Raw genomic sequence first — 11,769 nt, 5'->3', positions numbered from 1 at the left:
GAACCAGATGGTTCGGGCCCCACACGTACCACGCAACGCTCAGCCGTTCTTCGCCGCCTCCGCGGCTGCGGCGCCGTCCTTCTCCGTCGCCTTCGCGATACCGTCCGCGTCGCCCGCGGCGTCGTCCTTCTCCGTCGCCTTCGCGTTACCGTCCGCGTCGCCGTCCTTCGCGGCATCGACGCCCTCGGCGTCACTCGCGTCCTCGACGCCGTCGGCGTCCACCGCGTCCGGTTCCACGATCTCCTCGCGTCCCGGCCGTACCTTCGCCGAGATCACCATGTACAGCACCGCAAGCACGAACACGATCCCCGCGGTCCACACATTGAGGCGTACGCCCAGGATGTGGTGGGCCTCGTCGACCCGCATGTACTCGATCCAGCCCCGTCCAGCGCAGTAAGCGGCGACGTACAGCGCGAACGCCCGGCCGTGCCCGAGCCTGAAGCGGCGGTCCGCCCAGATCACCAGCAGGGCGACACCGATGCACCACAGCGACTCGTACAGGAACGTCGGGTGGTAGGTGCCGGCGACCCGGTTGGGGCCCTCGCTGATCTTCAGCGCCCACGGCACATCGGTCGGCTTGCCGTACAGCTCCTGGTTGAACCAGTTGCCCCAGCGGCCGCAGGCCTGGGCCAGGGCGATTCCCGGGGCGAGCGCGTCGGCCCAGGCCGGCAGCGGGATCCCGCGCCGACGGCAGCCGATCCAGGCACCGACGGCGCCGAGGGCGATCGCGCCCCAGATGCCGAGGCCGCCCTGCCAGATCTTGAAGGCGTCGACCCAGTCCTCACCCTCGCTGAAGTACAGCTGGTAGTCGGTGATGACGTGGTAGAGCCGACCGCCGACAAGGCCGAAGGGCACGGCCCAGACGGCGATGTCGGCGACGGTGCCGGATCTGCCGCCTCTGGCGATCCAGCGCTTGTTGCCGAACCAGACGGCGACAAAGACACCGATGATGATGCAGAACGCGTAGCCGCGGAGCGGGATCGGGCCGAGATCGATCACGCCGGTCGACGGACTGGGAATGTAGGCAAGGTCCATGGCAGGGTCGACGCTACCCTGCCGGGTGGGGCGTACGGCAACCCACCCGGCAACGTCTGGGTAACGGGCAGGTCATCCGTACCTCCCTGCGTGTCCCTCTGCCGGACTTCGGTCAGGAGCCCGACGGAGCCGGGGTGACCGTGCCCGGCTTCTTGCCCTTGTTGGCCTCGGCGACCCACTTCTTCAGGTTCGCCGAGGTGATCTGTTCGTTCCCCTTCTTCGGGAAGATCGGCTCTCCGTTGAGCAGCGCGGACGGCGTGCCCTGGAAGCCGCCGTTCTGGAACGCCGTGTTGGACTTCTGGACCCAGCTGTCGTGCTTGCCGTCCTCCACGCAGCTGCGGAAGGCGGGGGTGTCGAGCCCCGGGACCTTCCCGGAGAGCTCGATCAGCTTGGCGTTGTCACCGAAGGCGTCGTCGGTCTCCGGCGGCTGGTTGCGGTAGAGGACGTCGTGATACGCGGGGAATTTGCCGGCGTTCTGTGCGCAGGCCGCCGCGTTGGCCGCCCGCAGCGAGCCGCTGCCGCCGAGATTGCCGTCGATGAGCGTGGCGAGGTGGTACTCGATCTTGACCTGTCCACTGGTCTCCAACTGGTGGACGGTGTCCCGGAAAGCGTTCTCGAACTGCGCGCAGACCGGACAGCGGAAGTCCTCCCAGATGGTGAGCGTGGACGGGGCATTGTCCGCGCCGACCCGGATGGCCAGGCTGTCCTTGCCGGTCGCGCCGGACGGGGCGACGACGGGCCCCGCCGTCTTGCCCTTGCCGCCCTTCCCGCTCGTGTTCGCGGCGATCACGCCGATGACCGCGGCCAGCGCCAGCACACCCACCACGGCGCTGCTGACGATCAGCGTGCGCCTGCGGCGCTCATGCGCCTGCTGGCGCTCTCGCTGCTGGACGAGCCGGTCTCGCGCGGCCCTTTTTCCCTGTTCGTTCTTCTCGCTCACACCCGCAGCAACGAACCGGGGAGGCACGTGCGTGCCTCCCCGGTCCAGGTCCACCCGTTTGGGTTACACCCGATTCAGCGCTTTCGAACGCCTTCGGCGAGTTCGCCCGCCAGGGAGCGGACCGCGGCCAGGCCCGCCTCCTCGTCGGGGGCGTCGAGCATGCCCTTGACGAAGGCGGAGCCGACGATCACTCCGTCGGCGAAGCCAGCGACCTCGGCGGCCTGTCGGGCGTTGGAGACGCCGAGGCCGACGCAGACCGGGAGGGACGTGGTGGCGCGGGTGCGCGCGACCAGGTCCTGGGCCTGCTCGCCGACGGACTCACGGGTGCCGGTGACACCCATCAGCGAAGCCGCGTAGACGAAGCCGGAGCCGACCGCGGTGATGGTGGCGAGGCGCTCGTCCTTGCTGCTCGGCGCGACGACGAAGACGGTCGCGAGACCGTGCTTGTCGGCGTGCTCGCGCCACAGCTCGGACTCCTGGACCGGCAGGTCGGGCAGGATGCACCCGGCGCCGCCCGCCTCGGCGAGCTCGGCCGTGAAGCGCTCGACGCCGTACCGGTCGATCGGGTTCCAGTACGTCATGACGAGGATCGGGACCCCGGTCGCCTCGTACGCCTCGCGGACCGTACGCATCACGTCGGCGATCTTCACGCCGCCGCGCAGGGCGATGTCGTCGGCGGTCTGGATGACCGGACCGTCGAGCACCGGGTCGCTGTGCGGCAGCCCCACCTCGACGATGTCCGCACCGCCCGCCACGACCGCCTTCACGGCGGCGATCGCGCCGTCGACGGTCGGGAAGCCGGCCGGGAGGTACGCGATGAGCGCGGCCCTGTTCTCCGCCTTCGCCGCCGCGAGGGAGGAGCTCAACAACTCCACGTTGCCGCTCACTTGGTGATCTCCTCTTCCCCGTCGGCCACATCGGCCTCGACGGTTCCGTTGACCCCGCCGTACAGCCCGAAGTAGCGGGCCGCCGTGTCCATGTCCTTGTCGCCGCGGCCGGACAGATTGACCACGAGCAGTCCGTCCTTGCCGAGCTCCTTGCCGACTTCCAAGGCTCCGGCCAGCGCGTGGGCGCTCTCGATGGCCGGAATGATCCCTTCGGTGCGGGAGAGGAGGCGCAGCGACTGCATGGCGGCGTCGTCGGTGACCGCGCGGTACTCGCCGCGGCCGATGTCCTTGAGGTACGCGTGCTCCGGGCCGATGCCCGGGTAGTCGAGACCGGCCGAGATGGAGTAGGGCTCGGTGATCTGGCCCTCGTCGTCCTGGAGGACGTAGCTCCGCGAACCGTGCAGGATGCCGGGCTCGCCCGCGGTCAGGGTCGCCGCGTGCTCGCCGGTCTCCACTCCGTGTCCGGCGGGTTCGCAGCCGATCAGCCGGACGCGGGCGTCCGGGATGAAGGCGTGGAAGAGCCCGATGGCGTTGGAGCCGCCGCCGACGCAGGCGATGGCGGCGTCCGGCAGCCGGCCGGTCCGCTCCAGGACCTGGCGGCGGGCCTCGACGCCGATGACGCGGTGGAAGTCGCGGACCATGGTGGGGAAGGGGTGCGGTCCCGCGACGGTGCCGAAGAGGTAGTGCGTGTGGTCCACATTGGCGACCCAGTCGCGGAACGCCTCGTTGATGGCGTCCTTCAGGGTCCTGGAGCCGGACTTCACGGCGATGACCTCGGCACCGAGCATCCGCATCCGCGCCACGTTCAGCGCCTGCCGCTCGGTGTCGATCTCACCCATGTAGATGGTGCATTCGAGGCCGAAGAGCGCGCAGGCGGTGGCGGTGGCGACGCCGTGCTGGCCGGCGCCGGTCTCGGCGATGACCCGGGTCTTGCCCATGCGCCGGGTGAGCAGCGCCTGGCCCAGCACATTGTTGATCTTGTGTGAGCCGGTGTGGTTCAGGTCCTCGCGCTTGAGGAAGATCCGGGCGCCGCCCGCGTGCTCGGCGAAGCGCGGGACCTCGGTCAGCGCGCTGGGGCGGCCGGTGTAGTTGACCATGAGCTCGTTGAGCTCGGCGGCGAAGGCGGGGTCGGCCTTGGCCTTGTCGTACTCGACGGCGACCTCGTCCACGGCGGCGACGAGCGCCTCCGGGATGAACTTGCCGCCGAACGCACCGAAGTACCCCTCGGCGCTGGGGATCAGACCCTCCGGGTCCGGAATGAAGAAGTCAGATGACATCCGACGTGCTCCTCGACATTGCAATGGGTGGTTTCACCGTATGCGCCGTGAGCGGAGCGCCGCCGCGACCGGGGCGGTCGGGCGGTGCGGTCGTACGTACGGCAGGAATGGTGCGGGTACGTCGGCCGGGGCTCGCTACAGCGCGGACCCCGTGCGCCATCGCATGCCGTTGACCTGGCCGGGCTCGTCGCCGATCACGTAACGCACCCGCCTGCCGTGCACACGCCGGGCCGGGGCGCGGCAGCCGCGGGGGCGGCAGCCGCGGGCCAGCGGCGCGTGCGGATCCCGGGCGGCCGTCGTACCGGCGGGGCGCAGGCCCGGCCGGACACGGGACGCGGGACGGTGGGCGGACACGGTCGCGGTCAGCTCCGTCCGTGCCGCAGTGCCGGGTGGGCGCCCGCGGCGACCAGGTCGGCGACGGCGACCCGCGGGTCGCGGCCGGTGACCAGGGATTCGCCCACGAGCACCGCGTCGGCACCCGCGTTGGCGTACGCGATCAGGTCGTGCGGACCGCGGACGCCGGACTCGGCGACCTTGACGATGTGGTCCGGGATCTCGGGGGCGACGCGCTCGAAGGTGGAGCGATCGACCTTGAGGTCCTTCAGGTTGCGCGCGTTGACGCCGATGATCTTCGCCCCGGCGTCCACGGCGCGCTCCGCCTCCTCCTCGTCGTGCGCCTCGACCAGCGGCGTCAGGCCGATGGACTCGGCGCGCTCGATCAGGGAGACCAGGGCCTGCTGGTCGAGGGCGGCGACGATCAGCAGGGCGAGGTCGGCGCCGTAGGCGCGGGCCTCCCAGAGCTGGTACGAGGTGACGATGAAGTCCTTGCGCAGGACCGGGATGTCGACCTTGGCGCGGACGGCCTCCAGGTCGGCGAGCGAACCGCCGAAGCGGCGTTCCTCGGTGAGGACCGAGATGACGGACGCGCCGCCCGCCTCGTAGTCCGCGGCGAGCGCGGCCGGGTCGGCGATCGCGGCGAGGGCACCCTTGGAGGGGCTTGAGCGCTTGACCTCGCAGATGACGGTCACACCCTCGCCGCGCAGTGCGGCGACTCCGTCCTTGGCCGCCGGGGCGCGCGCCGCGCGTTCCTTCAGCTGGTCGAGGCTTACACGCGCCTGCCGCTCTGCGAGGTCGGCGCGTACGCCGTCGATGATCTCGTCGAGCACACTCACGCGAGCGGCCCCCTTCCGGGACGGTGATGAGGGAACAGGATCAGCCACGTCAATGCTATCCGCAGGAGGCCGGAGGGCTCGAATCCAGTGGGCGAATGTCCCAGTACCTGGGCATTCAAGGCGCCAGCGCCGAGCCGAACGGCAGGTTTCGGACGACCGAGAAGGTCAGCAGCAGCGCCCCGATCCCCCACCAGACGACGGGTTTCGCGGCGATGCTCATGGGCCGTCCCCGGGCGGCGCGGGACATCCAGACCACCCAGAGGACGGCGAAGATCCCGTAGCCGGCGACCGCGAGCGCGTTGGAGCCGAGGGCGGCGGCGATATCGCCGTGCGCGACGGCGTGCGCGCTGCGCAGCCCGCCGCAGCCCGGGCAGTACAGGCCGGTGAACCGGAGCAGCGGGCAGACCGGGTAGTGACCCGGTTCATTGGGGTCGACGGCACCGACGTAGCCGAAGGCGCCGATGACGACGGCCATCACTCCCACCGGGGTGGCGAGCCGCCGGACGCGCGAGGCGGGGACAGGGGCAGGCGGGAAGACCGGCGGGTACGGGTGGCCCGGCGTCGGTGGTGGCTGCTGTCCGGAGGGCGGAACCTGCTGTCCGGGCGTCGGTGGCTCTCCGGGCACCCGCGGCGTCGGCGGGTGGCCCGGGGCGGGCAGGGAGCCCGGCGCCCGGGGTGCGGCGGCTGGAGTAGGCGTTGCGTCCACCCGGTGATTGTCCCCGCTGATGCGGAAAGGCGCAGCCCGGGCCGGGCTGCGCCTCGCGATTCGTACGTGTGCTGCGTGTGTCAGGAGATCTGGGCCTGTCCGGCCCGCGCCCTGGCTGCGGCCAGCTCCGCCGACTCCTTCGGCATGCCGAGGCCCGCGGCCTTCATCGCGAGGCCGACGACCCCGCCGAGGAGGATGACGGCCATGCTTGCCCAGAAGCCGATCGGGCTGGCCGCGACCACGAAGACGCCCGCGGCGCAGAAGCCGATGAAGGAGATGATGACACCGGTCCAGGCGGCCGGGGTGTGTCCGTGGCTGCTGCCCGCCATGAGTTGCTCCTTGTTGGTGATGCGCTGTTGGTATCGCTGTACGCAAAGCTGGTGCCGCTGTTGGTGCCGCTGTGCAGAAAGCTCGACTTCATTGTCCCGTACGTGCGAGTAGGACGTGAGCTGGGGGGTCATGGCTCGCGCGTCGGGTCCTCGCCGCGGTCCAGGGCCTTCCACAGGTCCTCCGGCCGGTCCGGGTCCGGGGCGGTGCGGGCGGCCTTGCGGGGGCGGGGGGTGCCGTCCCGTTCGTACCGTCCCGACATGGTGGGCCAGAGCTTCCCGTACCGCAGGGCGAGCAGCCCGGCGAGGAGGATCAGCAGGCCGCCGGCCGCGGTGACGTAGGGCCACGCGGTGTGGCTGAGGGCGTCGATGGTCGCCGAGGCGTCACCGGTGGTCTGGGCGGCCTTCTCGTCGAGCGCCGCACTGTCGGAGGCGCCGAGGTAGGCGCTCAGTCCGGCACCGAGGCCGCTGAGGGCGAGGAGCCCGGCGACGATCAGCCGCCCGCCGCTACGGACGGCGAACACGGCGACGAGGGCGGCCAGGCCGACTATGGCGAGGGCCGCCGGGAGGCCGGTGACGTCCTGGCCGTCGGCGGTCAGCGGCAGGGAGCCGCCACCGACGGCCGCCCGGCCCTCGGCCCACGTCTGGCTGGAGGCGAGGAGGACGACGGTGGCGCCGACCGCCCCGAGGAACAGACCGGCGGCCAGGCTGCGGCGGCTTCCCGATGCGTCGGGCGCGGTGGCCGCTCGGGCACGGGGCTGGGGTACGGGGACAGCACTCACGTACCCCACTATCCCTTACCGCCTCAGACGCCGTGGAGCCGGTTGGCCGTATGCACCGCCCGGAGCACGGCCGCGGCCTTGTTACGGCACTCGGTGTCCTCGGCCACCGGGTCGGAGTCGGCGACGACACCCGCTCCGGCCTGGACGTACGCCGTGCCGTCGCGGAGCAGGGCGGTACGGATGGCGATGGCGGTGTCGGAGTCCCCGGCGAAGTCGAGGTAGCCGACGCAGCCTCCGTACAGTCCGCGGCGGGTCGGTTCGAGCTCCTCGATGATCTGCATCGCGCGGGGCTTGGGGGCACCGGAGAGGGTGCCCGCGGGGAAGCACGCCGTGAGGACGTCGAAGGCGGTGCGGCCCTCGGCGACACGGCCGGTCACGGTGGAGACGATGTGCATGACGTGCGAGTAACGCTCGATCGACATGAAGTCGACGACCTCGACGGTGCCGGGTTCGCAGACCCGCCCCAGATCGTTGCGGCCGAGGTCGACGAGCATCAGGTGCTCGGCGCGTTCCTTGGGGTCGGCGAGGAGTTCCTCGGCGAGGGCCTGGTCCTCCTGCGGGGTGGCGCCGCGGTGCCTGGTCCCGGCGATCGGGTGGACCATGGCGCGGCCGTCCTCGACCTTGACGAGGGCTTCCGGGCTGGAGCCGGCGACGTCGAAGCCCTCGAAGCGGAAGAGGTACATGTACGGCGACGGGTTGGTGGCGCGCAGCACCCGGTAGACGTCCAACGCGCTTGCCGTGCACGGGGTTTCGAAGCGCTGGGAGGGGACGACCTGGAAGGCCTCGCCGGCCCTGATGCGTTCCTTCACGTCCTCGACTGCGTCCTGGTACGCCTCGCCGCCCCACAGGGCGTTGTACGGGGGAAGCTCGGACGGCGGGAGGGAGGCGGGGGCGTTCTCGACCGGGCGGGAGAGGTCCTGCTCCATGGCGTCGAGACGGGCGACGGCGTCCGCGTACGCCTCGTCGACGCCGGTCGCGAGGTCGTTGTGGTTGATCGCGTTGGCGATCAGCAGGACGCTGCCGTCCCAGTGGTCCAGTACGGCCAGGTCCGAGGTGAGCAGCATCGTCAGCTCGGGGAGGTGGAGGTCGTCCTCGACGCTGTCGCCGATCTTCTCCAGGCGGCGCACGATGTCGTAGCCCAGGTAGCCGACCATGCCGCCGGTGAACGGGGGAAGCCCGTCGTCGACGACCAGGTCGTGCGGGGTGTGCAGGGTCTCGATGGTGGCGCGCAGGGCCCGCAGCGGGTCGCCGTCGACGGGGACACCGACGGGCGGGGTGCCCAGCCAGTGGGCCTGTCCGTCGCGTGCGGTGAGGGTGGCGGCGCTGCGTACCCCGATGAAGGAGTAGCGCGACCAGGTGCGGCCGTTCTCGGCGGATTCGAGGAGGAAGGTGCCGGTGCGCTCGCCCGCGAGTTTGCGGTAGAGCCCGACCGGGGTGTCGCCGTCCGCGAGGAGGCGGCGGCTGACGGGGATGACGCGCCGGTCGACGGCCAGTTTGCGGAAGGTTTCAAGATCCATGGCGGCTGACCCTACTGCGCGAGCGGGAGGACGTCGGCGTCGAAGCAGGTGCGGTCGCCGGTGTGGCAGGCGGCACCCGTCTGGTCGACCTTGACGAGGACGGTGTCGGCGTCGCAGTCGAGGGCGACGGACTTGACCAGCTGGATGTGGCCCGAGGTGTCGCCCTTGACCCAGTACTCCTGGCGGCTGCGGGACCAGTAGGTACAGCGGCCGGTGGTGAGGGTGCGGTGCAGTGCCTCGTCATCCATCCAGCCGAGCATCAGCACTTCGCCGGTGTCGTACTGCTGGGCGATGGCCGGGACGAGGCCGTCGGCGCCGCGCTTGAGGCGGGCGGCGATGGCCGGGTCGAGGTTGCCGGACGGCGGCGGGGTGCTGGGCGTGGGCGCGCTGGTCATGGGCCCATTGTGCCGTGGGCGCGGGAGCGGTCCGGGGTTGCGTCCACTGGGCGGACCGCGCGCGACGGTCGTACGCTGGCGACCATGTCGACCCATGCGAAGCGTGAACGACTTCTGCTCGCCGACCTGTTGGAGGCGGCGGGACCGGAAGCCCCGACCCTGTGCCACGGCTGGACGACCCGGGACCTGGCCGCCCATGTGGTGGTCCGGGAGCGCCGGCCGGACGCGGCGGGCGGGATGGTGCTGGGACTGCTGAGGAACCGCCTCGAACGGGTGCAGGAGGAGTACACGGCGAAACCGTACGAGGAACTGATCCAGCTGATCCGCACCGGGCCGCCACGGATGTCCCCGTTCGGTCTGAAGCAGATCGACGAGGCCGCGAACACCGTCGAGTTCTACATCCACGCGGAGGATGTGCGCCGGGCCCAGCCGGACTGGTCGCGGCGGGAGCTGGACCCGGTCTTCGCCGATGTGCTGTGGTCGCGCGCCGAGAGGACGGCCCGGCTGCTGGGCCGCAAGTCCCCGGTGGGGCTGGTGCTGCGCCGCCCGGACGGCCAGACGGCGGTGGCGCACAAGGGCACCCCGGTGGTGACGGTCACCGGCGAGCCGGGCGAGCTGCTGCTCTTCGCGTTCGGCCGGCAGGACGCGGCGACGGTGGAGCTGGCGGGCGACCAGGAGGCGGTGGCCCGGCTGCACACGGCGGAGCTGGGGATGTAGGGCCTGTCCGGCTGATCAGGGTCGGACAGACCCCCAGGCGTCCGGGTCCGGGTCCGGGTCAGCGGGGGAGTTCCGCGCGGCGCAGCCGGGAGAAGGCCAGAGCGGTCACCGCCCCCGCCGCGCACACCACGGCGCCGGCGACGAACACCGGGCCCGTCCCCCATGCGCCGATGGCGGCTCCCGTGACCGGGTAGCTGAGCGGGGCGATCGCGTGCGTGAAGAGCGTCGAGACCGAGGTGACCCGGCCGAGGTAGGCGGGGTCGGCAGCGGTCTGGGTCAGGGCGCCGCACAACGCGCCCCCGAGGCCCCCGAAGAGCCCGACGCAGACGGCGACGGCGACGGCGAACCCCACCGAGGGGGCGTAGGCCAGGGCCCCGATGGACACCGCGCCCACGAGCACGGTCAGGCACATCACCAGCCCGGCCCGTGGCACCCGGCCGCGCACGGCGAGCAGCAGGGCCGACGCACCGGCGCCGATCCCGAACGCGGCGACGACCCAGCCCATGCCGGTAGCGCCCCAGCCGCGTTCACGGACGAGCAGGATCAGTCCGAGGTTGGTCGGCCCCGCGAAGCCCAGTTCGCTGAGGGCGACGGTGAGCATCAGCGGTCCGAGCACCGGGTGACGTCGGATGTGGCGCAGCCCGTCGGCCAGGTCGTGCCAGGCGGTGCCTGACGGTTCGGCGGATTCCCGGGCGGGCAGTGGGCTGATCCGCAGGGACAGGAGCAGCGGCAACGATACGGCGAAGAGCACCCCGGCCGCGGCGAACGCGAGCCTCGGACCGCCGACGGCCACCGCGACACCACCGAGCGGTGCTCCGACGACATTGGCGCCGCGCGAGGCGAGTCCGCGCAGCCCCTGGACGCGGGCCAGCTGTCCGGCGGCGGTGATCCGGGGTGGCAGGGCGCCCACGGCGGGCAGGAAGAGGGCGTCGACCGCGCCGAAGACGAGCGCGACGGCGATCAGCATCCACACGGCGGGCGAGGTGACCAGCAGCGCACCCGCCAGGCCCAGGACGACCAGGCAGCGGGCGGCGTCGCTGCCGATGACGACGCGGCGCGGTCCGATCCGGTCGGCGAGCACTCCCCCGCCGAGCATCAGCAGGGCCCTGGGTATGGAGCCGACGGCGAGGACGAGTCCGGTCTGGGTGGCGCTTCCGGTACGGGCGGCGGCCCAGGCGAGTGCCATGAAGTAGACGCTGTCGCCGATCATCGACGCCATGTAGGCGCCGAGCCAGCGCAGGACGTTTCCGTCGCGGTGGGCGGGGCGTTCGAGAGCTTTCGAGGCCGTGGCGGTGACGGTCATGAGGGGCGTCCTCCCGGGGCGTCGGCTCAGGTGCGGAACGGGAATGCGTACAGGTGCATGGCGACGTTCTCGCGCCCCTGCGTGTCGCCCGCCTCGTCGCGGGCACGTCCGAGCTCCTCGTACCGGTCGATCAGCTCGTGCACCTCGCGGCTGAGCGCGGCGAGCTCCTCGGCGGTGAGCCGTGCCAGGTACTCGGAGCCGGAGGAGGCGCTGCGCCACTCCGGTGACCAGCTCTGGGCCGAGTCGAGGTAGCGGAGGTACAGCTCGTTGCGCTGCTCGAAGGAGAGCCGACCGACAGCGGTGTGCGTGGCGACCTTCTCGGGCGCGTCGCTGAAGTCCTCGTCGTGGAAGCTCAAACCCTTCGAGGCGGGCTGCCACCAGCGCTCCCGGCCGTCCTTGCCCTGCTGCTCGGCCTCCTCGATCAGACCGTGGTCGGCGAGCTTGCGCAGGTGGTAGCTGACCAGCGAGACCGCCTCGTCGACCTGCTCGGCGAGCTGGGAGGCGGTGGCCTGACGGGAGATGTAGAGCAGCCGGTACAGCTTCATCCGCAGGGGGTGCCCGAATGCCTTCAGGGTCTCCAGATCCGAGATCCGGCGTGATTCCTTGCTTGCCATGCCCCCACCGTAGATAAGAAAGAAAACTTGCGCAATCTTTATTGCGCAATAAAAGTTGTGGGATTCGGGTGGCGGAGCTGCCGCGATCGGAGGAGGCG

Annotated in this window: 14 protein-coding genes; 1 reads left to right on the top strand and 13 read right to left on the bottom strand. The window is 71.4% G+C overall.

The features are described 5' to 3' along the window. Positions 1-39: 39 nt before the first annotated feature. The 11 genes from lgt to hisI form a co-directional block, all read right to left on the bottom strand. Positions 40-1,035, bottom strand: coding sequence for a prolipoprotein diacylglyceryl transferase (lgt, locus tag ACFU8Q_RS32840; protein ID WP_384461150.1), 996 nt, complete (start codon positions 1,033-1,035; stop codon positions 40-42). Between the two features lie 112 nt (positions 1,036-1,147). Next, positions 1,148-1,975 (bottom strand): DsbA family protein, encoded by an 828-nt coding sequence (locus ACFU8Q_RS32835; protein ID WP_384461148.1) that lies wholly within the window; start codon positions 1,973-1,975, stop codon positions 1,148-1,150. A 74-nt stretch (positions 1,976-2,049) separates the two neighbouring features. Beyond that, complete coding sequence (trpA, locus tag ACFU8Q_RS32830) at positions 2,050-2,862, bottom strand: tryptophan synthase subunit alpha (RefSeq protein WP_384461145.1); 813 nt, start codon at positions 2,860-2,862, stop codon at positions 2,050-2,052. Beyond that, positions 2,859-4,139 carry a tryptophan synthase subunit beta gene (gene trpB, locus ACFU8Q_RS32825; protein ID WP_384461142.1) on the bottom strand — a complete coding sequence of 427 codons (1,281 nt, stop codon included), beginning with the start codon at positions 4,137-4,139 and terminating at the stop codon, positions 2,859-2,861. Before trpB ends, trpA begins: the two co-directional genes overlap by 4 nt. Positions 4,140-4,274: 135 nt before the next feature. Then, entirely contained in the window at positions 4,275-4,454 is a 180-nt protein-coding gene (trpM, locus tag ACFU8Q_RS32820; protein ID WP_266752132.1) for a tryptophan biosynthesis modulator TrpM, read from the bottom strand. A gap of 47 nt (positions 4,455-4,501) precedes the next feature. After that, positions 4,502-5,311, bottom strand: a complete 810-nt coding sequence (gene trpC / locus ACFU8Q_RS32815; protein ID WP_384461139.1) for an indole-3-glycerol phosphate synthase TrpC — start codon at positions 5,309-5,311, stop codon at positions 4,502-4,504. 115 nt (positions 5,312-5,426) lie between these two features. Beyond that, the gene (locus ACFU8Q_RS32810) at positions 5,427-5,936 is read right to left on the bottom strand and encodes a DUF2752 domain-containing protein (RefSeq protein ID WP_384461153.1); all 510 of its coding nucleotides are present in this window, start codon (positions 5,934-5,936) and stop codon (positions 5,427-5,429) included. A gap of 161 nt (positions 5,937-6,097) precedes the next feature. Next, entirely contained in the window at positions 6,098-6,346 is a 249-nt protein-coding gene (locus tag ACFU8Q_RS32805; protein ID WP_384461136.1) for an HGxxPAAW family protein, read from the bottom strand. Positions 6,347-6,474: 128 nt separating this feature from the next. Further along, entirely contained in the window at positions 6,475-7,134 is a 660-nt protein-coding gene (locus ACFU8Q_RS32800; RefSeq protein WP_384461133.1) for a TIGR02234 family membrane protein, read from the bottom strand. Between the two features lie 14 nt (positions 7,135-7,148). Further along, on the bottom strand, positions 7,149-8,642 hold the full coding sequence (locus ACFU8Q_RS32795) for an anthranilate synthase component I (protein WP_384461130.1): 1,494 nt from the start codon (positions 8,640-8,642) through the stop codon (positions 7,149-7,151). 11 nt (positions 8,643-8,653) lie between these two features. Continuing rightward, a complete protein-coding gene (gene hisI / locus ACFU8Q_RS32790) occupies positions 8,654-9,037 on the bottom strand; it encodes a phosphoribosyl-AMP cyclohydrolase (protein ID WP_384461127.1) in 384 nt (127 codons plus the stop codon). 84 nt (positions 9,038-9,121) lie between these two features. Here hisI and ACFU8Q_RS32785 point away from each other — a divergent pair, with 84 nt between their 5' ends. After that, on the top strand, positions 9,122-9,754 hold the full coding sequence (locus tag ACFU8Q_RS32785) for a TIGR03085 family metal-binding protein (RefSeq protein ID WP_384461124.1): 633 nt from the start codon (positions 9,122-9,124) through the stop codon (positions 9,752-9,754). A 58-nt stretch (positions 9,755-9,812) separates the two neighbouring features. Here ACFU8Q_RS32785 and ACFU8Q_RS32780 read toward each other — a convergent pair whose 3' ends face one another. Together ACFU8Q_RS32780 and ACFU8Q_RS32775 are read right to left on the bottom strand one after the other, a co-directional pair. Further along, entirely contained in the window at positions 9,813-11,057 is a 1,245-nt protein-coding gene (locus ACFU8Q_RS32780; protein WP_384461121.1) for an MFS transporter, read from the bottom strand. A 26-nt stretch (positions 11,058-11,083) separates the two neighbouring features. Continuing rightward, complete coding sequence (locus tag ACFU8Q_RS32775; protein WP_384461118.1) at positions 11,084-11,671, bottom strand: ArsR/SmtB family transcription factor; 588 nt, start codon at positions 11,669-11,671, stop codon at positions 11,084-11,086. Positions 11,672-11,769: the final 98 nt, after the last annotated feature.

The sequence above is a fragment of the Streptomyces sp. NPDC057543 genome, assembly GCF_042801895.1.
Classification (GTDB): domain Bacteria; phylum Actinomycetota; class Actinomycetes; order Streptomycetales; family Streptomycetaceae; genus Streptomyces.
The sequence above is the reverse complement of the archived record's forward strand: the minus strand, read 5'-3'. Positions and strand labels throughout refer to the sequence as shown.

What these genes read in the sequence shown, in the direction of transcription:
- lgt (WP_384461150.1), bottom strand. Translation starts at nt 1,035, where the DNA reads ATGGACCTTGCCTACATTCCCAGTCCGTCGACCGGCGTGATCGATCTC.
- trpB (WP_384461142.1), bottom strand. Translation starts at nt 4,139, where the DNA reads ATGTCATCTGACTTCTTCATTCCGGACCCGGAGGGTCTGATCCCCAGC.
- ACFU8Q_RS32805 (WP_384461136.1), bottom strand. Translation starts at nt 6,346, where the DNA reads ATGGCGGGCAGCAGCCACGGACACACCCCGGCCGCCTGGACCGGTGTC.
- ACFU8Q_RS32795 (WP_384461130.1), bottom strand. Translation starts at nt 8,642, where the DNA reads ATGGATCTTGAAACCTTCCGCAAACTGGCCGTCGACCGGCGCGTCATC.
- hisI (WP_384461127.1), bottom strand. Translation starts at nt 9,037, where the DNA reads ATGACCAGCGCGCCCACGCCCAGCACCCCGCCGCCGTCCGGCAACCTC.
- ACFU8Q_RS32785 (WP_384461124.1), top strand. Translation starts at nt 9,122, where the DNA reads ATGTCGACCCATGCGAAGCGTGAACGACTTCTGCTCGCCGACCTGTTG.
- ACFU8Q_RS32780 (WP_384461121.1), bottom strand. Translation starts at nt 11,057, where the DNA reads ATGACCGTCACCGCCACGGCCTCGAAAGCTCTCGAACGCCCCGCCCAC.
- ACFU8Q_RS32775 (WP_384461118.1), bottom strand. Translation starts at nt 11,671, where the DNA reads ATGGCAAGCAAGGAATCACGCCGGATCTCGGATCTGGAGACCCTGAAG.